This is a genomic window from Pseudomonas sp. B21128, assembly GCF_044218865.1.
Taxonomy (GTDB): domain Bacteria; phylum Pseudomonadota; class Gammaproteobacteria; order Pseudomonadales; family Pseudomonadaceae; genus Aquipseudomonas; species Aquipseudomonas iridis.
In genome coordinates this window covers 2512988-2536340 of record NZ_CP162590.1, presented here as the reverse complement: position 1 = coordinate 2536340, position 23353 = coordinate 2512988, and the positions used below count along the sequence as shown (strand labels likewise).

Below are 23353 nucleotides of genomic sequence, written 5' to 3'. Positions count from 1 at the left end.
TGCCGCACCTCTGCCAATCACCTCGGTCAGTCCCCTCTCCCTCTGGGAGAGGGTTAGGGTGAGGGGCTTTTGGCTCGGCGGGCTCTGAAGAACTCGGTCAACACCGCCCCGCACTCCTCTGCCAACACACCGCCCTCATACAACACCCGGTGGTTCAAAAAACCCTGGGTGAAAAACTGCCCCTGGCTTTGCACGATCCCGGCTTTTGGCTCCAGCGCGCCATATACCACCCGCGCCACCCTTGAATGCACGATCAAACCGGCGCACATGCTGCACGGCTCCAGCGTCACGTACAGCGTGCTGCCGGGCAGGCGATAGTTATCCACCGCCTGCGCCGCAGCGCGGATCGCGACCATTTCGGCGTGAGCGCTCGGGTCGCTGGCACTGATCGGGCAGTTGAAGCCACGACCGATGATCTCGCCATCCTGCACCAGCACCGCGCCCACTGGCACTTCGCCGAGCGCTGCGCCTTGCGCTGCAAGGGCAAGCGCTTCACGCATGAAGTCGCGGTCACGGCTGCGGTCGATGATCGCTGTGGGGCGAATCTGGCGCATCACTTCACCTCAATGGCGGCCATCAGGCCGGTTTCCATGTGGTCGATCACGTGGCAATGAAACATCCATACCCCCGGGTTATCCGCCACCAGCGCCACTTGCGCGCGCTCGTTCTTGCCCAGCAGATAGGTGTCGGTGAAGTACGGGATGACCTTGTGCCGGTTCGACGCAATCACCTTGAAGCTCATGCCGTGCAGGTGAATCGGGTGCTGATACTGGGTCATGTTCTTCAGTTCGAAAATATAGCTCTGGCCCAGTTTGAGACTGGCAATCGGCCGGTCAGCGCACGTCTTGTCGGTGATGTCCCAGGCCTTGCCGTTGATCTGCCACAGACTCGGCGGCTTGCCGTTGTCGACGTTGACCGACACCGAACCGACCCATTCGAAATTGAAGTTGAGTTTCTCGGCATTGGCCAGGTCCGGTTCGGCCACCGGGTTAGCGGGCAGTGCCGGCGGCCACTCGGGCGGCGCGTCCGTGCTGGCCACCGAGCGCAGAGTGCCCAGACGCACCGGGCCGTTGCGCAGCGACAATTCTTCGCCTGCCGCCGGTGCCTTGATCGCCAGGCAAATACGCATGCCGGGGCCGAGCCAGTATTCCTTGCCCAGCGGGCGCGGCTCAACCGGATTGCCGTCCAGCGCGTAGATTTTTGCCTCAACACCAGGAATGTTGATGCGGTAAGTCAGGGTGTTATCGAGATTGAGCAAACGCACGCGGGTGATCTGCCCGGCCGGCAGGTCGATCACCGGCAACGGCACGCCGTTGATGGTCGACAAACGCCCCGCCGTACCACCGCGCGCGGCTTCACGAGGGATGCTGAATTCGACGAAATTGCCTTCATCGTCGATGTGCCAGTTCTTCAGGCTCAGGGTCTTTTCGTAGTTGAAACCGGTCGGCTCGCGCTCTTCGATGATCAGCGGCCCAACCAGTCCGCGCCCCAGTTCTTCGCTGCTGCTGACATGCGGGTGATACCAGTAGCTGCCGGCGTCCGGCACGCGGAATTTGTAGTCGAAGTATTCGCCCGGCAGCACCGGCAATTGCGACACGTACGGCACGCCGTCCATTTCCAGCGGCAGGCGAATGCCGTGCCAGTGGATGGTGGTCGCCACCGGCAGATGGTTGATGAAGCGCACCCGCAGCCATTCGCCCTGACGCACCCGCAACTCGGTGCCCGGTGCCGACGGGCCGAACGCCCAAGCCTCGGTCTTGTGCCCCGGCACCAGTTCCACATCCAGGGGCGCGGCGATCAGCTCGTAGTCGTGGCCCGCCTCGGCGTCAGCCATCTTGCCCAGCCAGTAACGCGACGCGCCCCCCGCTCCAACGCCTACGACAACAAGACCGGCCAGGCCACCGAGGATTTGGCGACGGGTAAAGGACATGAACTCAACTACCTCACGTATCAGCGACAGGCCCTGAAGGCCCGTAAAAGGCGAATACGATACACCTGCGCTTGAGAAACAGTAAGGGTGACCTGAGGCCGCACATCCCTTCAGACTTAAGGCGGACTTAAGGCCGCAAGCCGGTAATCAAGTGCACCACCCCATCCTCCAGGGGCATGACGCCCGCGACACCGGCGTCGCTCAATGCCTGACGGTCCATGCGCGACACCTCACGCAACACCACCCGCACCCGGGTCAACGCCACCGGTTGCTGCGATTTGAGGTTATCCCCTCCACCCAACGCCGCAACGATGTCTGCGCTTAACCCCTCGGCAGGTTCGACCGGCATTTTCGGCTCGTCCGGCACCAGATCCGGGGTCAGGGCCTTCCAGAACGCCTGCTGCAATTTATTGAACATGTCAGTTCTCCAGAACCAGTGAAGTATCGACCGTTGCCTCGTGATACAGCCGCAGTGCTTCGCGCACTTCCTCAGCGCTCTCCAGCCCCTGTACCTGTTCGGCGATGGCCTTGCAGTCGAGCAGGTCCACCTCACGCACTGCCGCTTTGATCGCCGGAATCTGCGGCACGCTGACCGACAACTCATCCACGCCGAGCCCCAGCAACAGCGGCACGGCCAGACGTTCCGAGGCCATCGCGCCACAAACGCCGACCCATTTGCCATGGGCGTGCGCGCCTTTGACGGTCATGGCAATCAGGCGCAACACCGAGGGGTGGAAACTGTCGGCCTGACTGGCCAGGCGAGGATGATCGCGATCCATCGCCAGGGTGTATTGCGTCAGATCGTTGGTGCCAATCGAGAAGAAATCCACGTAGGGCGCAAACACATCGGCCATCAGTGCCGCCGCCGGCACTTCGATCATGATCCCCAGTTTCGGCCGTTCGACCAGGTTCAGTGCCTGCGCTTCCTCCTCCAGCATGTGCCGGGCCAGATGCAGCTCCGAGATTTGCGTGACCATCGGCAACATGATGTGCAGGCGCGTCAGACCGACACTGCCAAGGATCGCCCGGAACTGCTCACGCAACAGTTGCGGGCGCTCCAGACACAGCCGAATCCCGCGCAGTCCTAGGAACGGATTGGTTTCGCTGTCCATCGGCACGTAGGCCAATGGTTTGTCGCCGCCAACATCCAACGTGCGCACCACCAGATTGTGCGACGGCCCCACGGCCTGGGCGATGGCGCTGTAGGTCGAGACTTGTTCGTCGAAAGTGGGCGCGTGGTTGCGATCCAGATAAAGAAATTCGGAGCGCAAAAGCCCGACGCCGGCACCGCCCAGGCCCATCGCCTGCTCGGTTTCACTCAGGGAGGAGACGTTGGCTGTCACCTCGATAAAGTGCCCGTCGCGGGTGCAGGCGGCCAGCGTTGCCTGGGCGTGGTCATGTTGATGACGCAGGCGTTGTAGCTCGAGTCTGGCCTGCAATTGCTCGATGGCGAGCGGATCGGGATTGAGTTGCAGTTCGCCCTTGTCGGCATCGAGCAGCACCGCGCTGCCGTTCGCCAACGCCAGTACCTGCGCCGGCACCCCGCAAATTGCCGGCAGGGCAAAGGCCCGCGCAAGAATGGCGACATGACTGGTGGCGCCACCACCGACCGTGACGATGCCAAGCACCTTTGTCACATCGAGCCCCGCCGTCTGTGACGGCGTCAGTTGATCGGCGATCAGGATCGTCCCGTGCGGCAATGTCAGGACCGGGTCCTGCAGGCCGAGAATCAACTTGAGGACTCGCAAGCAGACGTCCCCCAGGTCTGCCGCACGCTCAACCAGCAACGGACTGGCCGATTGCCGAAACAGCGCCGCGGTCGACTCGGTTGCAGTACGCCAGGCAAACGCCGCGCTTTTGCCCTCGGCAATCAACGCTTGGGCCTGATCGAGCAGGCTCGGGTCATCGAGCAGTTCCTGATGAGCCTTGAAGATGTCCTCCTGAGCGCTTCCTCCCGCCGTGTCGCGCAAGTGCTGCAACGCCATTTGCGCCTCGATCAGCGCGTTCGTCAGCGCCTTCTGTTCCGTTATCACCCCGGCGCCGGTCTCTTTTATGTCGAGGCTTGGCTCAGTGATCTGCATGACCTGGCCCACTGCCGAACCGGGCGATGCACAGACTCCACGCAGAACCGTCAGCACCTCAGGTTCGATGCTCTCGGAAGGCTGCGACACAGGCAACGGCGTGACCGATTCCCCGCACCCCTCGGCGAGCAACCGCGACAGTGTGCTGATTGCTGCTTGCGCGTCTTCGCCCACGGCGCTCACTTGCACGCTGTCACCCAAAGCGGTCTGCAACGCCATGATTGCCACCAGTGACTTGGCGTTGGCTTCGGCCTGCTGTTTATGCAGATAGATCTTTGCCGAAAAAACCTTCGCCGCTTGTGCGAACACCGCCGCCGGACGCGCATGCAGACCGTTGGGATTGGGCAGTTTCAGCACATCTGAGAAAATCACTTCGCCTGTTGGCGCGCGCTGTTCTTCGCCAATGGCATGCGCACCGCTGAGACTCAGCAGAGGCTGACCGGTTTCGACCAGCCCCGTCTGCGCGGCCGTCCAGGTGAATGGCTCACCGCTGACCACCAGCATCAGGGTCAGCAGACTGCGCGCGTGCAGGGCGATGTAATCGGCATCGAACTCGATCAGCGTTTCGCCAGCCACCACCCGCTGACCTTCTTCAACCAGGCGGGTGAAGCCCTGACCGCCCAGATTCACCGTATCCAGACCGATGTGCAGCAACACCTGAACGCCATGGTCACCGGTGATGCTCACGGCATGCCCGCTGGCCTGCACGTTGCTGATCACCCCGGCCAGCGGAGCGCACAAGGCAGATGAAGTCGGGTCGATGCACAGGCCGTCGCCGATCACGCGATTGGCAAACACCGGGTCGGGCACTTGATCCATTGGGATCAGCACGCCGGACAAAGGCGCCAGCAGTTGCAATTGTTGGGGTGTGGCCATGATGTCACCTGCGGTTTTGTTCTTGGAAGTACCCGTGGAGCGCGCCGCCCCACCAGCATCGCTTATTTCCACCAGTATTCGACCTGCAATCCAACGTTCGCTCCGTGGCGAGCGGTACCGAAAGCGCCGGTATCGGACAGCGCCGACCCTTGGGCCAGTTCGTTGGCCGCGCGTTTGGCTGCCTCGTTCCAACTGGCATAGGTGTAGTACAAACGCACCTCGGGGCGCGCCCAGAATTCCGGGCCCTTGGGCGACCATGTCGGCGCAACGGTGAACTTGCTCAATTTGCGCGTGCCGCCCGGTGCCTCGACTTGATCATGGCCCAGTTCGGTGACCAGTTTGAATTGTTCGGTAAGCGCATAGGTCGGACGCACGCCCAGCGATAGCCAGTTCTGGTCAGCGCCGTCCGGGCGAATGTCTTTTTGATACACCGCCTCGATTTGCCCGCCAAAACGCGGCGTCAGTTGCCAGTCGAAAAACTCGACAATCCGATAACTTTTATTGCTGTCGTCCAGTTTGACGTTACCGGTATAACCCAACCCGGTGCCAGGCCCTTCGCCGTACTGGAAGGCCAGTTTGTTTTTGCCACCGAGAAAGTCCTTCTGCACATGCTGCGTGGTGATCGCCCAGCCGCGATGCGCATCGCGGCTGTCGGGTTTGTCGATGTAGCTCAAGCCAAACTCAAGCTCGCCGCCGGGATTGGTGGCGAACCCGGCGACGTTGAAGTCGTGCCGGTTGATGTAGTCCTTCTGATAGAGGTTGTCCTTGCGCGAAAAGGCGTAGCTGTATTTCAGATCGCCGATCAGCACGTCCTCGATCCCGCCACCGGTAGCGCTCTGGTTCCAGTAGTAGAAATCGGAAATATGGATGTCATTACGTTTGTAGTAGCGGCGACCGGCCCAGAGCGAACCGCCATTGAGCGCGGGCATGTTCGACCACTGTGCATAGGCCTGCGGCAGACGCACCGAGCCGTTGTCTTCCTTGAACGTGAGGCTTTGGTTGTAGCGGTTGTACAGCGAGACCATGCCATCGACGCTGAGTACCGAGCCATCGTCGAGGGTGTACAAATCCTGGCGCAACTCAAGCTCGCCGTACTGCTCGCATTCGTTGCCCAAGCGGTATTTGGTCTGCGCCCCCGGCAACTGGAAACACGATTGGCTACCGCCCTTGGTCGCGTTGCCAATCCCACTGCGCAAGTAACCGCCGAACTCCAGCGCTTGTGATGTCTGTGGTAACGCGAGGCAGAAACCTGCGACTGCAAGGCTGCGATTAATTGTTGTTTTCATAAGCCACCCCATTATTTTTATTGTGTGTTTCCATGAATTCGGCGCGCAAAACTCCCCCGCGCAGTGCTCTGCGTGTTTTTTCAAATGTTGGTTTTCTAGTTAGGGATCAGGGATCGATCAGGTGCAGGACGAACGATTCATAAGGTCGCAAACTCACCTGTCGATTGCGTGGCGGACAGTCCGGGTAATTACTGATCAGTAGTCGCTGGTTCTGCGTCTCATCGATCTCTATCGGCAGTTCGATTTCACACGGTGTCGCGTAGAAGTTGTTCACGATCAGCAGACGTTCGCCCACGCCTTCACGCAGGTAAGCCCAGACTTGTGGGTGCTCGGGCAACAGCTGTCGATAGACGCCCTCGGTGATGAGCGCCTCTGTACGCCTCAACGTGATCAGACGACGGTAATGATGCAGGACGGATTGCGCGTCATCGAGCTGATGGGCAACGTTGATTTGCGATGCGTTTGCCGGCACCCCGATCCACGGTTCGACGCGGCTGAAACCCGCATGCTGTTCCGCGTTCCAGTGCATCGGCGTACGCCCGTTGTCACGGGACTTCTGCATGATCGCCGCCATGTTGTCGAAGTCGCTGGTGCCTGCTTCACGCTTGAGCCGAAAGATGTTCAGCGTCTCGACATCCCGGTACTGATCGATACGCTCGAAACCCGGATTGGTCATGCCCAGTTCTTCGCCCTGGTACACGAACGGCGTGCCCTGCAACAAGTGCAGCGCCGTACCGAGCATTTTCGCCGAGAGCTCACGATATTCGCCGTCATGGCCGAACCGCGAGACCACCCGAGGCTGATCGTGGTTACACCAGAACAGCGCGTTCCAGCCGCCACCGGCCTGCATGCCGGTCTGCCAGTCGGACAGAATCTGCTTGAGCTGGAGGAAATCGAAATCGGCACGAACCCACTTTTCCAGGTTTGGATAATCGACTTTCAGATGATGAAAGTTGAACGTCATCGACAGCTCTTGCGACTGCGGATTGGAATAACGAATGCAGTGCTCGAGGCTGGTGGATGACATCTCGCCGACGTTGATCAGGTCGTGGCCGGCGAAGACCTCACGGTGCATCTGCTGCAAGTACTCATGGACGTTCGGCCCGTCGGTGTAAAAGCGCCGGCCGTCGCTGTTGTCCTCGGCAAAATCCGCAGGCTTGGAGATCAGGTTGATCACGTCCAGCCGGAAACCACCCACGCCCTTGTCCCGCCAGAAGCGCATCATTTTGAAGACTTCGGCGCGCACCTTGGGGTTGTCCCAATTCAGGTCAGCCTGGGTATGGTCGAACAGGTGCAGATAGTACTGACCGGTCTGGGCCTCGTACTCCCAGGCCGAACCGCCAAACTTGGACTGCCAATTGTTCGGCTGATCGCGCCATATATAAAAGTCGCGGTAGGGATTATCGAGGCTGCTGCGCGCCTGCTGAAACCACACATGCTCGATCGAGGTGTGGTTGACCACAATGTCGAGCATCAACCTGATCCCGCGCTTGCCTGCCTCGGCGATCAGCAACTCGCAGTCGGCCATGCTGCCGTAACTGGGATCAATCGCGTAGTAGTCGCTGATGTCATAGCCGTTGTCACGTTGCGGCGAGCGCAGGAATGGCGTGATCCACAAGCAATCGACACCCAGCCATTGCAGGTAATCAAGCTTGGCCACGACGCCGAGCAAATCACCTGTCGGGTTGCCGGCATGGCTGTGAAAACTCTTCGGGTAGATCTGGTAGATAACCGAACGCTGCCAGTCTTGCATGGCACATTTCCTTCTTGATTTTTAAAACCGGCAAACCCTGCGACAGCCCCTGCCGATATCAGGCAACCCGATAGCCGGGGCGGACAATTTTCATGCTCAGCGCACAGGTCAAAACAAAAGGCACAACCATGGCGATGATCATCCCGATCACGAACATCGGAATGAACTGCGGAATGATCGAGATAAACCCGGGCAAGCCGCCGACACCGATGGCCGAGGCTTGAATCTTGTTAATCGACAGGAAGATGCAGCCCAGCGCCGAGCCGGTCAGCGCGGCGTAGAACGGAAATTTGTAACGCAGATTGACCCCGAACATGGCGGGTTCGGTGATACCGAAATACGCGGAAATCGCTGAGGTCGACGCCATGCTTTTGTCGCGCGCATTGCGTGTCATGTAGAACACCGCCAACGCAGCGCTGCCTTGTGCGAGGTTGGACATGACGATCATCGGCCAGATGAACGTGCCGCCCTGAGTCGAGATCAGTTGCAGATCGACTGCGAGGAACATGTGGTGCATTCCGGTGATCACCAGTGGCGCATACAGCAGTCCGAAAATCGCCCCACCGACCATCGGCGCCAGGTCGAACAGCATGACCACGCCCTCGGTGATGTAGATGCCGATATGACGGGTTACAGGCCCGATCACCGCCAGCGCCAGAACGCCCGTGACGACAATCGTGGTGATGGGCACCACCAGCAATTGCACTGCGTTGGGCACGCGTGCCCGCAACCATTTTTCGATGACGCTCATCACGTAAGCGGCCAGCAATATCGGCAGGATCTGCCCCTGATAACCGACCTTCTCTACCTGGAACAACCCGAGGATGTCGAAGTACGGCATCTGCTGACCGTCCAGACCGGCCACCGCCTTGCCATAGTTCCAGGCGTTGAGCAGATCCGGGTGAACCAGCATCAGGCCAAGTACGATGCCGAGAATCTCACTGCCGCCAAAGCGCTTGGCCGCCGACCATCCTACCAATGCCGGCAAGAACACGAACGCGGTGTTGGCCATCAGGTTGATCAGGCTCCACAGCCCCTCGAGTTTGGGGTAGGCATCCAGCAGGGTCTGACCTTCGATAAACATGCCTTTGGCGCCGATCAGGTTGTTGATACCCATCAGCAAACCGGCAACGATCAGCGCCGGCAGAATTGGCATGAACACGTCGGAAAACACCCGCACCAGACGCTGCATGGCGTTGATCTTCTCGGCGCTTTTGTGTTTGACGTCGGCAATGGTCGACGCCGCGAGACCGGTCTGGCGGCGCAATTCGGCGTAGACCTTTTCCACTTCTCCGGGACCGATCACCACCTGATACAGACCGCCGGTGAAGAACGAGCCTTTGACCAGATCGATCTGGTTGAGCGAGGCGCTGTTGACCAGGGCTGGATTCTTCAAGGCCAGGCGCAGGCGCGTGACGCAGTGCGCGGCCTGTTCGATGTTCTCGCGACCGCCAAGGCTTTGCAGCAGCGCATTGACGATGTTCGGATAGTCGTGGCTCATGCTAGTTCTTCCGCTGTGGATTGTTGTTATTGGCAGCACGTGGAAACGGAAAGTACTCGTCTGTACGAGTTATTGCAACAACTCGTACAGACGAGTTTGTTTTTGTTTGTTTTTGCCAGACAAGCAAAGAAATGTCCTACCGCGACTTCAGTTGATTCCACTCCTCACATGGACAAAGCCCTACCCTACCCTTAAGGTTCAAAGCTTTGAGCAGAGCCGGCACAGAGCCTTACCATGAGCAAATACAACCAGATCTATAGCGATCTGCTGGCCAGTATCACGACCAAACGCCTGGAACGCGGCGCCCGCCTGCCTTCAGAGACTGAACTGATGGACAGCTATGAGGCTAGTCGCGGCACTGTGCGCAAGGCCATTGAGCAGCTTCAAGAGCGCGGCTTTGCCCAGAAAATCCATGGCAAAGGCACCTTTGTACTATCGACCAACCCGATCGAGTTTCAGCTCGGTGGCATTGTCAGTTTCCAGGAAACCTACCCGCGGCTTGGCGACAACGTCAGCACCGAGGTTGTCGAGCTGACGCAGATTCCCCTTGAAGGTACGCTGCTCGAGCACATCAATGCTGAGCCCGGCAGCCTGATTACGCGCGTCAAACGTGTGCGGCGCATCGACGGCAAGCGGGTCATTCTCGACATCAACCATTTCATCAGCACGGTGATTCCCGGCCTGTCGCCGGATATCGCCGAGCAGTCGATCTATGCCTATATCGAACAGACTCTGCAGCTACAGATTGCCTATGCCCAACGCACCATCGAAGCGCGGCCGCGCAGCAAGGACGATCTCATGCATCTGGATCTCGACGGCCAGAGCCACGTGATCGTCGTCAGCAACCAGACATTCCTTCAGGACGGCCGTCAGTTCGAGTACACCGAATCGCGGCATACCCTCGACAAGTTTTACTTCTCCGACGTGGCACGGCGCTGACCCGCACACGTTACGCACAGCGGTGTGTGGTACACAGGTAGTGCACCTCTCTTGAGATAATCGCCCATGCTCGGCGTCCGTTTCTCAAGGAAGGTGAAAGCATGAACGCTGTTGAACAACGTCTACTGCCGAATACGGCGGACAAAAACACCCTTAAAATCATTGCCGCGGCCGTCGTGCAAACGTGTCCGGGCCTGTATGACACGGCGCATCAAATCGCCAGCGAATTGCTGGTGCGCAAGGGCATTCCAGACGTCGACCCGGATCGGGTTTATTTTCACCGCTTCAACACTGCGCAGAGCAGTAGCCAGTCGTTTACCGGCTGGGAGCACACCGGCGAAAAACCCTACGAATCACTGACCCTCACCCAATTGATGATTCATCGCTTTCGCGCAACCGATCAGGACAATGCCGACCTGCTGGACCTCTATGACGGTTTCTATACCGGCGGGCCCGAGGCGGAGTACTTCGACCACCGCAATGAAGTGCGCCTGCATGGCAACGAGGTGCTCGAAGACTTCTGGAATATAGATTTCAGCTCGCGCTACGAGGAAAAGTTGACCGCCTTCTGGAACAGGCACGCGGATGATTTTCGCACCTTGGCCAAGTGCAATTTTCTCAACCTTGCAGTGCAGGCACTTGAACTCAAACAACTGAGTGGCAGTGATTTTCAGTGGATCGTCGGCGCGGTTATCGGGCCTGTCACCTGGCCAGTGACGCTGGCCATGTTGCAATCACCTCACGATGCCTCCAGTGATGTGCGCGCCTTCGATATCGCCGGGCATGTCGCCAGCAATCTCCTGCGCATCGTGGCTCCTGACGGCCGGCAGATCCTTTATCTACCGGGGGCAGCGCCAGCGTTTGTCCTTATGGAGACTCCGGCTGACATGCACTGGTGGGTACTCGAACAGATGAACGAGGCCTCCCGGCGAGAAGCGCTGCTCAGCCACTTCACACTGGCAGATCGGCAGCAGTTTACCGAGGGTCTCACCCACTTGATGAACCAACTGGTCGGCACCTGGGGCCGCGCCGATCATCACCTGATCAATCAGCAGGACCACGCGATCAGCGGTGACGCATTCCGGTGGCTGGGCGAGTCGACGCGCACCGCAATGTTTGCCGAAGCCAGGCTGTCCCTGACGTCAAACGGTGACTTGCGCAAAAAACTCTGGATCGGCTACCTGAGCGCCGGCCTCAAGGTATTTGGTCCGATGGCCGCTGCAGGCTGGCCGGTCGCTCTGCCAGTGATTGGCGCCAGCATCGCCAGCATGGGCCTGAATATCGACCAGGCGGTCAATGGCAAAACCGCCAGTGATCGCAAGGCCGGGGTACTGGGGGCGGTGATAAGCGGCATCGACGCGCTGTTCAATATCCCTTTTCTCAAGGGCTCTGGCGCGATGCTGGAAACTGGCGTTCAGGTGGAGGCCTCTGAAGCCGCGGAAATGGCCGACCTCAGCGGCTCCGATTCGGCACTGGATCCGCCGCAAAGTGGCGTCGTCGAGGCGCCAGACCTCATCGAGCCAGCGCTGGAAGTCCCCGGATTGACGCCGGCAGAGCATGCAGTACCCCCACCGATCCCGGACAAATACCTGTGCAATGAGCTGCTCGACGGACTGTACGCAGACAATGCTTCGGGACAATTTCAGAACATTTTTCGACTCGACGGCGATCCACCTTTCGCCATCCTGATGAACGACAACCCGTACTACGTGCGCTATTTCGGCGATTCGAGCGAGGGAGGTTACTGGGCGATCGTTGACCCGCAGCGGCCCAACCAGTTTGTCCATTCCCTACCGGTCCGCTTGAACGCCGAAGGCTCATGGGAGCGCATGCCAGCCCTGCGACTCCGGGGCGGTGGCCAATGCATGGGCAAACCCTGCGCCCCCACTATCGAGCTCGATAGCGCCGAGACCACCGAAACCACGGAAAGCGCCTCGCCGCCACCGCAGGTCGAACCCCAAACTCCGCGAACACGCCGGTTGCAGATTGTGCCCTCGGCCTACGATATCGACCCCACAGTGCGCCGTTCTATAAAAGCCTGGGCGCTGAATCTGAATGAAACCCACGCAGAACTGACACCCGCCGCCGACGGTGCCTTAGGTATGGAGGATCCTTTCGAGCGATATGCTGCAGGCAGGCTCAAATCGCTGCAGGTCGCGGCGAGACAATTCTTCAACGAACTTCCATGGATCACCTCGCCTGCGCGCCCGGCAATCACCGTCAGTCCACAGATGTCGATCGCCGAACTGGCCGACCACCTCTTTGAATCGGCACACGGCCTGGTGGTGGGCGAAACCCTCGACCGTATCGCCAGCATGCGTTTCATGATCGAAAACATGCCGGCACTGGCCCGCCATGCCAAAACCCTTTATATGCGCGGCGTACTCAGTGACTTCGCGCAAGTGGACCTGAACCGCTACTTCATCAGCGGCAACCTGTCGGCGGACCTGCGAACCTATCTGACTAGTCTGGGCACCGATCCGACGGGACGCTTCAATGCTCTGGAACTGGTCAGGGTGGCCAGGGAAAACGGCGTGCGGGTGCAGGGCATCGATTGCGCGGCGAGCTACAAGATGAAGTCGCCGTCCTCGCCCTACGACGAGCAAATGATTGGCACGTTTCTGGCCAATAACGTCATGAGAAGTGACGCCTACATCAACAGCCCTGGAAAATGGATGGTGCTGACCGGCGCGCAGAACACCAACACGTTCAGGGGCCTGGACGGTCTCAGCGAAATCAAGGGCGGCATCGGTCTGCGCATTGAGGAAGCGGGTATGGGAGAGCCCATGGCGGTCGATGTCGATCCGGGCGTGGAAGTGCATCAGGGGGCGCTTTCCGATGAAGCTGCAGCCCCCATCAATAACGACGTACTTCGCGCCGATCTGCGCCTGAGAATGCCGGCAGGGACCGTGATCTGGACTGAGGACAGTCTGGAAAATCTGTTACATCGACGTGGCATGTTCATCTTCACAAAGATCAACGGCACCTGCACTTTGCTGCACCGCAGCAAGCAAGACGTGCTCGTGCGCACACACGTGACACAACTGGCCGAGGGTGGCGTTTCCCTGCATCGCCCTGGCTGGCCAAGGGTCAACGACATCCGCTTCGCCAACCTCAAGGAGCTGTCCCAACGCCTGACCGCAATGGGCCTGTCGCTGCAGAGCCGCCTGCCCGACTGACACCCGTTCCAGGCAGACAAAACCCATGGCGCAAGCCATGGGCGATGGGCAATACATAGTTAGTGCCTGCGCCCTCAACCAATCGTTCATGCTCGATCTTCGTTTCCCCCATGGATGGACAAGTGCATGAACGCACCCGAACGCCGCCAGTTGCCCAACGTGGCCGACAAGGCCAGCCTCAAGGCAATCGCCACAACCCTCGTGCTGGTATGTCCTGGCCTTCAGGATGCGGCCCGAGCCGTCGCCACTCAGTTACTGACCGATAAAGGCCTGTCGGACGCCGATCCGGACCACATTTACTTCCATCGATTCAGGACCGCGCAGAGCAGTGCCCTGACGTTCACCGGTTGGGAACACCCGCAGGAGAAACCGTACGAGTCGTTGACCCTCACGCAACTGGTGATCCAGCGATTTCGCGCCACCGATCAGGACAATGCAGACCTGCTGGCGCTCTACTGCGGCTTCTACTCCGACGGGCCGGAGGCTGAGAGCTTCGATCAGAGCAATGAAGTGCGATTGCTGGGCAGTGATGTGTTGAATGAGTTCTGGAACATCGATTTCAGCACGCGCTACACCGGGGAGCTGATGACGTTCTGGCAGGCCTCGGCGGACGACTTCCGCACGTTGGCCAAGTGCAATTTTCTTGCCCTGGCGGTGCAGGCACTCAAGCACGGCCACCTTGACGGGACAGATTTCCAGCGCGTGATCGACGCGGTGACAGGCCCCATCACCTGGCCCGTCACCCTGCCAATGTTGCAGGCAAGCCACGCGGCCAGCGGCGAAGTACGTGCATTGGAAATTGACGGACACGTCGCGATCAATGCGCTGCGCCTGGTGCAGGACAGTGGCCGGCAGATTCTCTATCTGCCCGGCGAAGCCCGAGCTTTGCGGGTCATGGAGGACGACGCGGATCTGCACTGGTGGGTGCTCGAACAGATGAACACCGAAGGCAAGCGCAAAGCCTTCCTGAATCGGTTCCCGCTGGCCGATCGCAACGCGATGAACGAAAAGCTGACCGATCTGATGAACCGCCTGGTGAGCACCTGGGGTCGCAGCGATCATCGGCTGGTCAATGGCAGCAGCGTCGCTATCAACGCTGACCCGTTCACCTGGCTAACCGATTCGACCCGCAACGCCATGTTTACCGAGGCCCGTCTGGCGCTGACCTCCAACAGCGATCTGCGCAAAAAACTGTGGATGGGTTATTTGAGCGCGGGTCTGAAGGTCTTCGCCCCGATGGCCGCCGTGGGTTGGCCGCTGGCATTACCGGTGATTGGCGCCGGCATCGCCAACATGAGCCTGGACATCGACCTGGCCGTTAACGGCAGGACTCCCGCCGAGCGCAGGGTCGGCACCCTGGGCGCGGTGCTCGACGGTATCGAGACGCTGCTCAACGTTCCGTTCCTCAGCGGCTCCGGTGCGCTGCTGGAAGTGGGCCCGCAGGTTGAATTTGCCGAGGCCGAGGAAATGGCCGGGTTGATCGAGTTCACTGCGGCGAACGAGCCATTTCTGCCAGCGCTCGATGCGCCGCAAGCCGTAGCCGACGCCGACGCGGGCGAAACGGCAACCGGACTGTCGGATGAGGCCACAACCCCTTCGCCCACTCGCGAGATGCTCGCCCCCACTGCACCGCCAACGTCTTCGTCACTGAGGATCCCTGTCCGGTATCAGTGTGACGCCGTGCTTGAACACCTCCACGCCGAAACCGAACCGGGGAGGTTTCAGGGCATTTACCGCCTCGACACGGAGCCGGCGTATGCCATCAGCCTCGATGGCAAACCGTACTACGTGCGTTACTTCAACGCCTCCGAGGGCACTGGCAACTGGGCAATCGTCGACCCGGAACGACCCAGCCAGTTCGCCTATTCCTTGCCGGTTCGCTTCAGTGCCGACGGCACTTGGCAGCGCATGCCGGGGCTGCGTCTCAAAGGCGGCGGGCAATGCCTGGGCACCTGTGGCCCCGACGAGAGCACGTCGATCCCCTCACTGGAGCCAACGACAGACGAATCGCTGGTCCTGTCGCCCGCGACAATTTCCCGCCCGCTGCGCCGCGTGCGTACGCTCTACGACGTGTACGGTACGGACATGCTCAACCTGAGAAAATGGGCCATGAACCTGCCCGACGATTCAGCCGATGCAGGCGCCGGCGCCGCCGGCAATGGAACGGTCGACCACGTGTATGCCACCCATTTCAGCCACCGACGCACACAGCTTCTGAGTGAGGCCAAGGAGTTTTACGCCGAGCTCGACTGGAACAACCTGCCGGTACGGCCGAAACAGCCTGCCATCACCCGCACCATGCCAACCGGCGAACTGATTGATGGCATCTTTGAACACGCCGAAGGCCTGGCCGTTGGCGAAACCCTTGATCGCATCACCAGCATGCGCTTCATGATGGAAAACATGCCCGCGCTTGCCCGACATGCCAAGACGCTCTATGTGCGTGGCCTGCTCAATGATTTCGCTCAGGTCGATCTGAACAACTTCTACACCCGCGGGCAGATGTCCGAAGATTTACGCCTTTACCTGACCAGCCTCGGAACCGATCCGAACGGGAGGTTCAACATGCTCGAGCTGGTCAGGACGGCTCAAGTCAATGGCATACGGGTGCAAGGGATCGATTGCGCGGCGAGCTACAAAATGAAGGTGTCGCTCACCTCGATTGAAGAGCAAATGATGCACACCAGTCTGATGTCGCAAATCATGTGGGGGGATGATGTGCTCAACGGCCCCGGAAAATGGATCGCACTGATCGATGCCCAGAACACCAATAACTTCAGGAACCTGCCCGGCATCAGCGAACTGCGGGGCGGCATCGGGTTGCGGATAGAAGAGGCCTTGCCGTCAGAGGAGGTTGGCGTGGACATCGACCCCGGCATCAAGGTCGCTCGCGGCCCCTTCGACAATGGCGCAAGCACACGCGACTCGTTCGACTATCTCTACGCCGACCTGCGCCTGCAAATCGAAGCGCCCCCCGTGACCTGGACCGAGGAAACGCTGGATCGGCTGCTGCATCGCAATGGCATGTACCTGCTGGAAAAGCCCCAGAACACTTACACCCTCATACGCCGCAATAGCTCGGGCAACCTTGTCCGAACCCCGGTGAATCAGACAGTGGACGGCCAGGTGTATGTCTGGGTCCAGGCCATGCCGCGGATCAGTGGCGTATTGTTTCCTGATGTCGCCGCACTCTCCCAGCGCCTGACGGAGATAGGGCTGAAACTGCAAAGCCGCCTGCCCCTCTGAACGTTTTCGCGCACCTGAAACGAAAAACCCCCGGCCGAGGCCAGGGGTTTTCAGTCACTTGATGCAGGCATTCAAGTGCAGCGGGATCATTCCCACTCAATGGTCGCCGGCGGCTTGCTCGACACGTCGTAAGTGACGCGCGAAATGCCTTCGATTTCATTGATGATGCGGCCGCTGACAGTTTCCAGCAGTTCGTAAGGCAGGTGCGCCCAACGTGCGGTCATGAAGTCGATGGTCTCTACGGCACGCAGGGCAACGACCCAGGCGTAACGACGGCCATCGCCAACCACGCCAACCGATTTCACCGGTTGGAACACCACGAACGCCTGGCTGACTTTGTGGTACCAGTCGGCTTTGCGCAATTCTTCGATGAAGATGTGGTCGGCACGACGCAGCAGGTCGGCGTATTCCTTTTTCACTTCACCGAGGATGCGCACGCCCAGGCCCGGTCCCGGGAACGGGTGACGGTAGACCATGTCGTACGGCAGGCCCAGTTCCAGACCCAGACGACGGACTTCGTCCTTGAACAGTTCGCGCAGTGGCTCGACCAGTTTCAGGTTCATCTCTTCCGGCAGGCCGCCCACGTTGTGGTGCGACTTGATCACGTGAGCCTTGCCGCTTTTGGCGCCAGCCGACTCGATCACGTCCGGGTAGATGGTGCCCTGAGCGAGGTACTTGATGTTGTCCAGTTTGTTCGACTGGGCATCAAAGACGTCGATGAAGGTACGACCGATGATCTTGCGCTTCTTCTCTGGGTCGGCTTCGCCGGCCAGATTGTTCAGGAACTGCTCTTCAGCGTTGGCGCGGATCACCTTGACGCCCATGTTCTCGGCGAACATGGCCATCACTTGCTCGCCTTCGTGCAGACGCAGCAGACCGTTGTCGACGAAGACGCAAGTCAGCTGGTCGCCGATGGCTTTGTGCAGCAGCGCGGCAACCACCGAGGAGTCAACGCCGCCGGACAGACCCAGCAACACGTTGTCGGTACCGACCTGTGCGCGGATGTTGGCAATGGCGTCTTCGGCAATCTTCGACGGCGTCCATAGTGCTTCGCAGCCGCAGATGTCGAGGATGAAGCGCGACAGGATGCGGCCGCCCTGTTTGGTATGGGTCACTTCCGGGTGGAACTGCACGCCGTAGTAGCCGCGATCGTCGTTGAACATGCCAGCGATCGGGCAGCTTGGGGTGCTGGCCAGAATGTGGAAGTCTTCCGGCATCTTGGTGACCTTGTCACCGTGGCTCATCCATACGTCGAGGCCGAACAGGCCGTCGGCGTCGATGTGGTCTTCGATGCCGTCGAGCAGACGGCTCTTGCCGACCACGTCAACGCGGGCGTAACCGAACTCACGCAGCTCGGAACCTTCAACCTTGCCGCCCAGTTGCTCAGCCATGGTCTGCATGCCGTAGCAGATACCGAAGACCGGCACGCCGAGGTCAAACACGGCTTGCGGGCAGCGCGGGCTGTTGGCTTCGTGCACGGACTCCGGGCCGCCGGCGAGGATGACGCCTTTAGGTGCGAATTCGCGGATCGCATCTTCGTCCATGTCGAACGGGTGCAGTTCGCAGTAAACACCGATCTCGCGCACGCGGCGGGCGATCAGTTGCGTGTATTGCGAACCGAAGTCGAGGATCAGGATGCGGTGAGCGTGAATGTCGAGGGCCATGATTCAGTCTCGTCTAAGTAATTCAGAAACAGTCGTGATTCAGAAACAACTCGGGGCTGAATAACACAGCCCCGGTTGCTTAACGATTTGCTTGAAGGCTCAACCTACGCGGTAGTTTGGCGCTTCTTTGGTGATCTGCACGTCGTGAACGTGGGATTCGGCCATGCCGGCGCCGGTGATCCGCACGAACTCGGGCTTGGTGCGCATTTCTTCGATGTCGGCGCTGCCGGTGTAACCCATCGAGGAACGCAGACCGCCCATCAACTGGTGAATGATCGCGCTCAGGGTGCCTTTGTACGGCACACGGCCTTCGATGCCTTCCGGAACGAGTTTCTCGGCGCCTGCCGAGGAGTCCTGGAAGTAACGGTCGGAGGAACCTTGAGCCTGGGACATGGCGCCCAGCGAACCCATGCCGCGATAAGCCTTGTACGAACGGCCCTGGAACAGTTCGATCTCGCCCGGCGCTTCTTCAGTACCGGCGAACATCGAGCCCATCATCACGCAGGAAGCACCGGCAACGATGGCCTTGGAAAGGTCACCGGAGAAACGGATGCCGCCGTCGGCGATCAACGGCACGCCTGTGCCTTCAAGGGCAGCGGCGACGTTGGCGATGGCACTGATTTGCGGAACGCCGACACCGGCGACGATGCGGGTAGTGCAGATCGAGCCAGGGCCGATACCGACCTTGACCGCATCGGCGCCCGCTTCGGCCAGGGCCTTGGCGGCGGCGCCGGTGGCGATGTTGCCGCCGATCACCTGCACGTCAGGGAAATTCTGTTTGACCCAGCGAACACGGTCGATCACACCTTTGGAGTGGCCGTGAGCGGTGTCGACCACCACCACGTCCACACCGGCATGAACCAGTGCAGCGACGCGGTCACCGGTGTCTTTACCGGTACCGACGGCAGCACCCACGCGCAGACGACCTTGATCGTCCTTGCTGGCCAGCGGGTAGGCTTTGGCTTTTTCGATGTCGTTGACGGTCATCATGCCTTTGAGGGCGAATTTGTCGTCGACGATCAACACGCGCTCGATGCGGTGCTTGTGCAGCAGTTCGCGTGCTTCGTCCTTGCTGGCGCCTTCCTTGATCGTGACCAGACGCTCTTTGGGCGTCATCACTTCACGGACGGTGGCTTCCAGACGGCTTTCGAAACGCACGTCGCGGGAGGTGACGATGCCGACCAGGTCGCCATCGTGCAGGACCGGAACGCCGGAGATATTGTGCATGCGGGTCAGTTCGAACAGGTCACGCACCGTGGCGTCAGCCTCGATGGTAATCGGATCCTTGACCACACCGGCTTCGAACTTCTTGACCTTGCGCACTTCGGCAGCTTGCTGCTCGATGGTCATGTTCTTGTGGATAATGCCGATGCCACCTTCCTGAGCCATGGCGATTGCCAGACGGGCTTCAGTAACGGTGTCCATGGCGGCAGAAACCAGAGGAATGTTCAGTTCGATGCCACGGGTAAGACGGGTCTTGAGACTGACTTCGTTAGGAAGCACCTCGGAATAACCAGGTACTAAAAGAATGTCGTCGAAGGTCAGAGCTTCTTGGCTGATACGCAGCATCGCGGGGGCTCCCGAGCGGGAAAATGGAAGCGCGCCATTATAGTCAGACACCCCCTGCTGTTCAATGTAAAACTCAGCCTTATATAAATGTTGCTGATATACGGGAACGACGGCTGCTACAGCTCCACCTTGACCCAAGAGACAGGTTGATCGAGCCAATCGGCAAATTCGTCGATAAAGCTCTGTTTGAAACCCGCTTCCAGCCAGTTGTTGAAGATGAACCCGAGGTTGGAGAACGCGCACTCCTGCAAGAACAGAAAGCCATTGATGTCGTCTTCGTGGCCGCATTCTGGGCAGGTGAAGTTGTCGGTGCGTGCCGGCATCCATTCCTCAAGGCTATCGAACAGCGCTTCGCCGATTTCCCGGCGACATTCGGCGCAACCTGCTTCTTCAAGAAAACCTTTGGCCGGGGTGAAGATGCAGCGCTTGGTGACGATTTCCAGGCCATTGACCGGCTCGCCGAATGGCAGCGCCTCAGGGTGCAGCACCACCGCGCGGGCGCCATCAGCGATCGCGTAGGCCATGCGGTTGCCGGTGCGCCCGCAGGTACTCAGCTCTTCCTTGACGATGTTCTTGCGCACCAGCCAGCGCACGATCGCCCGCGCCCGGGGCTCGTGCACCGGCAGGGTGGAAATTTTCGGGACGATGATGCTTTGCGAATTCATGATGCAGCCTGCGACGTCAAATGGAAGTTCTGCGGTGCTCACGCCACCGCCATCGCGGGCAAACCCACTCCCACAGGGTCTGAGGCGAATACAAACATTGTGATCGACTCAAATTACTGTGGGAGCGGCTTGCCCGCGATGGCGTCAGTGCGGCCGGCAGCTTAATCCCTGACGAAATCCGGTCAAGTGCTGAAGTAGCGCACGATCAACGCAATCCCGCTTGCCAGCACCAGCCACATCACCAGTCGCACAAATGCCTCGCGGGACAAACGCATCGTCAGCCGCCGACCAGCCCACAATCCCAATGCCATGGCCGGCAACAAACACAGCGCCAGCATCAACAAGGGTAGCTCGGCATACACACCTGCGATGGCGAACAGGCTCAAACGCACCACCGTGCTGCAACTGATCAGTGCACTTTGCGTCGCCCGCGCGGCCTCTTTCGGCAGACGACTATTGAGATAGATCGCATATAGAAAGCCGCCACTGCCAAACAACGCCCCGAACAACCCACCCACCGTGCCCATCGGCAGCGCCCACCCGGCGGACAACTGCGTGGGCCGCGTTCTGACCCACAAGCTGTAAACGGCATAGGCGGTGATGAAAAGCCCCATCAACAGCAACAACAGATCCGATTTTAGGTTGAGCAGAAATATCACCCCCAGCGTACAGCCCACCGCCATGCACGGCAGCAGCCGAAACAACTCGGTTTTAGCCACATCCCGGCGCGACGGCAGCAGATTGCCAAACGCTGCGACAAAATCCAGCAACACCAGCAACGGCACGATCTTCGACAGCGGCATGAACAGAATCAGAATCGGCCCCGCCACCAGTGCCGTACCAAATCCGGCAATGCCGAACACGATATAGGCCAGCACAATGCTCAGCCCAATAACCGCCCACCCTTGCAGACCCCACGACCACTCACTCAACCATCCAGCCACACTCATCGACTTGCTTCCTTTTTAAGCCCGTGATGACTTTAGCCATTGCGGTGTGTTGCGACTAATATCTTCAAAGCCCACCACCCATCTCGAAAAGGCATGACTCGTGCTGCCCCCCCCCGTCAACTGCGTTAGTTCGTCGAAATCGCCTGGGCGTGCCGGCAGTTCACCGATTGGCGACCTTCAATACCTCGACCTGACACAACTGAAGGACGAAGCATTCATTTCGATCCCACACCGCCCCTGATCCCGACTGACTCCAACTCCTGAAGGAGCTGCCGAAGGCTCCTGCACGGGATCGTGCATTGATTGGGGGAATGCCTTTAAACTGCGCCCCATGATTAAAGATCCTTTTGCAAGACTTGGCCTGGACCGTGAAGTCCTGACCGTCAGCCAGCTCAACGGCCGCGCGCGGGTGTTGCTTGAAGACGTGTTCAGTAACATCTGGGTCGAGGGCGAAATCTCCAACCTCGCCCGTCCGGCGTCCGGCCACATCTATTTCACCCTCAAGGACAACGGTGCTCAGGTGCGCTGCGCACTGTTTCGTCAGAACGCCGCTCGGGTGCGTCAGGCGTTGAAGGACGGTTTGGCGGTGAAGGTGCGCGGCAAGGTCTCGCTGTTCGAGGGCCGTGGCGACTATCAATTGATACTCGACACCGTGGAACCGGCCGGTGACGGTGCGTTGCGCCTGGCCTTCGACGCGCTGAAGGAAAAGCTCAGCGCCGAAGGTCTGTTCAGCGCCGAACGCAAAGTGCCGCTGCCGGCGCATCCACAGCGCATCGGCATCATCAGCTCGCCGACCGGTGCGGTGATCCGAGACATCATCAGCGTGTTCCGACGCCGGGCGCCACAGGTACAGCTGACGTTGATTCCCACCGCCGTACAGGGTCGCGAAGCCACCGCGCAAATCGTCCGCGCCTTGAAACTGGCGGACGCGCGCGGTTTTGATGCCTTGATCCTCGCCCGTGGCGGTGGATCGCTGGAGGACCTCTGGTGCTTTAACGAAGAAGCCGTGGCCCGTGCGGTCGATGCCTGTGTGACGCCAATCGTCAGCGCCGTCGGCCATGAAACCGATGTATCGATCAGTGACTTTGTCGCCGACGTGCGTGCGCCAACGCCTTCCGCTGCCGCCGAGTTGCTCGCCCCCGACTCCAGTCATCTGATCCGTCAGGTCGAAAGCCTGCATCGTCGTTTGGTGATGCGTATGCGCGACCGCTTGATGCGCGATCGTCTGCGTCTGGAAGGCATGGCTCGTCGTTTGCGTCATCCCGGTGAGCGTCTGCGCCAGCAGGCTCAGCGCCTGGATGATCTGGATATGCGCATGCGCCGGGCTTTCGAGCGCCAGCTCAATACCCGCCGCGAACGCCTGATCCGTCTGGAAACCCGCCTCGCCGGACAACATCCGGGACGGCAGCTGGCGATGTTGCGCCAGCGCCTCGACAGCCTCGCCGAACGTCTGCCCCGGGCCATGCGCGAAGGTCTGAAAAACCGTCGACTGCAATTGCAAAGTCAGATGCAGACGCTGCATGTGGTCAGCCCGCTGGCAACCCTCGGCCGCGGTTACAGCATTTTGCTCGACGAGCGCGGCAACGCGATTCGCAACGCCGCGCAGACACACACCGGCCAGCGCCTGAAAGCCAAACTCGGCGAAGGCGAACTGCAAGTGCGCGTCGAGGACAATCACCTGACGCCCGTCACCCTTTCTTTACTGGACTGATCC

General features: G+C 59.8%; 15 protein-coding genes. 4 read left to right on the top strand and 11 right to left on the bottom strand.

The window, feature by feature from the left end:
- Window positions 1-53 precede the first annotated feature (53 nt).
- The 7 genes from tadA to treP all read right to left on the bottom strand — a co-directional run bounded on the left by tadA (window position 54) and on the right by treP (window position 9427).
- Entirely contained in the window at window positions 54-554 is a 501-nt protein-coding gene (gene tadA / locus AB4P91_RS11330) for a tRNA adenosine(34) deaminase TadA (RefSeq protein ID WP_395604808.1), read from the bottom strand.
- Window positions 554-1930 (bottom strand): multicopper oxidase family protein, encoded by a 1377-nt coding sequence (locus AB4P91_RS11325; protein ID WP_395604807.1) that lies wholly within the window; start codon window positions 1928-1930, stop codon window positions 554-556. The genes tadA and AB4P91_RS11325 overlap by 1 nt, the downstream gene beginning before the upstream one ends.
- Before the next feature lie 127 nt (window positions 1931-2057).
- Complete coding sequence (locus AB4P91_RS11320) at window positions 2058-2348, bottom strand: PTS glucose transporter subunit IIB (protein ID WP_395604806.1); 291 nt, start codon at window positions 2346-2348, stop codon at window positions 2058-2060.
- A gap of 1 nt (window position 2349) precedes the next feature.
- Window positions 2350-4887 (bottom strand): phosphoenolpyruvate--protein phosphotransferase, encoded by a 2538-nt coding sequence (gene ptsP, locus AB4P91_RS11315; protein WP_395604805.1) that lies wholly within the window; start codon window positions 4885-4887, stop codon window positions 2350-2352.
- Window positions 4888-4949: 62 nt separating this feature from the next.
- On the bottom strand, window positions 4950-6173 hold the full coding sequence (locus AB4P91_RS11310; RefSeq protein ID WP_395604804.1) for a maltoporin: 1224 nt from the start codon (window positions 6171-6173) through the stop codon (window positions 4950-4952).
- A 106-nt stretch (window positions 6174-6279) separates the two neighbouring features.
- A complete protein-coding gene (treC, locus tag AB4P91_RS11305) occupies window positions 6280-7926 on the bottom strand; it encodes an alpha,alpha-phosphotrehalase (RefSeq protein WP_395604803.1) in 1647 nt (548 codons plus the stop codon).
- 58 nt (window positions 7927-7984) lie between these two features.
- Complete coding sequence (gene treP, locus AB4P91_RS11300; protein WP_395604802.1) at window positions 7985-9427, bottom strand: PTS system trehalose-specific EIIBC component; 1443 nt, start codon at window positions 9425-9427, stop codon at window positions 7985-7987.
- Window positions 9428-9661: 234 nt separating this feature from the next.
- Between treP and treR the strand changes: the two genes are divergently transcribed.
- The 3 genes from treR (at window position 9662) to AB4P91_RS11285 (ending at window position 16791) form a co-directional block, all read left to right on the top strand.
- Window positions 9662-10366: a trehalose operon repressor gene (treR, locus tag AB4P91_RS11295; RefSeq protein WP_150592729.1), complete on the top strand. Its 705-nt coding sequence runs from the start codon at window positions 9662-9664 to the stop codon at window positions 10364-10366.
- Between the two features lie 101 nt (window positions 10367-10467).
- Window positions 10468-13545 carry a membrane-targeted effector domain-containing toxin gene (locus tag AB4P91_RS11290; protein ID WP_395604801.1) on the top strand — a complete coding sequence of 1026 codons (3078 nt, stop codon included), beginning with the start codon at window positions 10468-10470 and terminating at the stop codon, window positions 13543-13545.
- A 126-nt stretch (window positions 13546-13671) separates the two neighbouring features.
- The gene (locus AB4P91_RS11285; RefSeq protein WP_395604800.1) at window positions 13672-16791 is read left to right on the top strand and encodes a dermonecrotic toxin domain-containing protein; all 3120 of its coding nucleotides are present in this window, start codon (window positions 13672-13674) and stop codon (window positions 16789-16791) included.
- Between the two features lie 86 nt (window positions 16792-16877).
- On the opposite strand, the gene guaA is transcribed toward AB4P91_RS11285, so the two are convergent.
- The 4 genes from guaA to AB4P91_RS11265 form a co-directional block, all read right to left on the bottom strand.
- Window positions 16878-18455: a glutamine-hydrolyzing GMP synthase gene (gene guaA / locus AB4P91_RS11280; RefSeq protein WP_042560909.1), complete on the bottom strand. Its 1578-nt coding sequence runs from the start codon at window positions 18453-18455 to the stop codon at window positions 16878-16880.
- A 99-nt stretch (window positions 18456-18554) separates the two neighbouring features.
- Window positions 18555-20024 (bottom strand): IMP dehydrogenase, encoded by a 1470-nt coding sequence (gene guaB, locus AB4P91_RS11275; protein WP_047302990.1) that lies wholly within the window; start codon window positions 20022-20024, stop codon window positions 18555-18557.
- 116 nt (window positions 20025-20140) lie between these two features.
- Entirely contained in the window at window positions 20141-20689 is a 549-nt protein-coding gene (locus AB4P91_RS11270; protein WP_150592725.1) for a sugar ABC transporter ATPase, read from the bottom strand.
- A 182-nt stretch (window positions 20690-20871) separates the two neighbouring features.
- Entirely contained in the window at window positions 20872-21639 is a 768-nt protein-coding gene (locus AB4P91_RS11265; protein WP_150595762.1) for a sulfite exporter TauE/SafE family protein, read from the bottom strand.
- 331 nt (window positions 21640-21970) lie between these two features.
- On the opposite strand from AB4P91_RS11265, the gene xseA reads away from it, so the two are divergent.
- Entirely contained in the window at window positions 21971-23350 is a 1380-nt protein-coding gene (gene xseA / locus AB4P91_RS11260; protein WP_395604799.1) for an exodeoxyribonuclease VII large subunit, read from the top strand.
- The last annotated feature ends 3 nt before the right edge of the window (window positions 23351-23353 follow it).

Coding starts and splice junctions, on each gene's coding strand:
- guaB (WP_047302990.1), bottom strand. CDS start 20,024: ATGCTGCGTATCAGCCAAGAAGCTCTGACCTTCGACGACATTCTTTTA.
- AB4P91_RS11325 (WP_395604807.1), bottom strand. CDS start 1,930: ATGTCCTTTACCCGTCGCCAAATCCTCGGTGGCCTGGCCGGTCTTGTT.
- AB4P91_RS11290 (WP_395604801.1), top strand. CDS start 10,468: ATGAACGCTGTTGAACAACGTCTACTGCCGAATACGGCGGACAAAAAC.
- AB4P91_RS11320 (WP_395604806.1), bottom strand. CDS start 2,348: ATGTTCAATAAATTGCAGCAGGCGTTCTGGAAGGCCCTGACCCCGGAT.
- AB4P91_RS11285 (WP_395604800.1), top strand. CDS start 13,672: ATGAACGCACCCGAACGCCGCCAGTTGCCCAACGTGGCCGACAAGGCC.
- ptsP (WP_395604805.1), bottom strand. CDS start 4,887: ATGGCCACACCCCAACAATTGCAACTGCTGGCGCCTTTGTCCGGCGTG.
- guaA (WP_042560909.1), bottom strand. CDS start 18,455: ATGGCCCTCGACATTCACGCTCACCGCATCCTGATCCTCGACTTCGGT.
- tadA (WP_395604808.1), bottom strand. CDS start 554: ATGCGCCAGATTCGCCCCACAGCGATCATCGACCGCAGCCGTGACCGC.
- AB4P91_RS11270 (WP_150592725.1), bottom strand. CDS start 20,689: ATGAATTCGCAAAGCATCATCGTCCCGAAAATTTCCACCCTGCCGGTG.
- xseA (WP_395604799.1), top strand. CDS start 21,971: ATGATTAAAGATCCTTTTGCAAGACTTGGCCTGGACCGTGAAGTCCTG.
- treR (WP_150592729.1), top strand. CDS start 9,662: ATGAGCAAATACAACCAGATCTATAGCGATCTGCTGGCCAGTATCACG.
- treP (WP_395604802.1), bottom strand. CDS start 9,427: ATGAGCCACGACTATCCGAACATCGTCAATGCGCTGCTGCAAAGCCTT.
- treC (WP_395604803.1), bottom strand. CDS start 7,926: ATGCAAGACTGGCAGCGTTCGGTTATCTACCAGATCTACCCGAAGAGT.
- AB4P91_RS11265 (WP_150595762.1), bottom strand. CDS start 21,639: ATGAGTGTGGCTGGATGGTTGAGTGAGTGGTCGTGGGGTCTGCAAGGG.
- AB4P91_RS11310 (WP_395604804.1), bottom strand. CDS start 6,173: ATGAAAACAACAATTAATCGCAGCCTTGCAGTCGCAGGTTTCTGCCTC.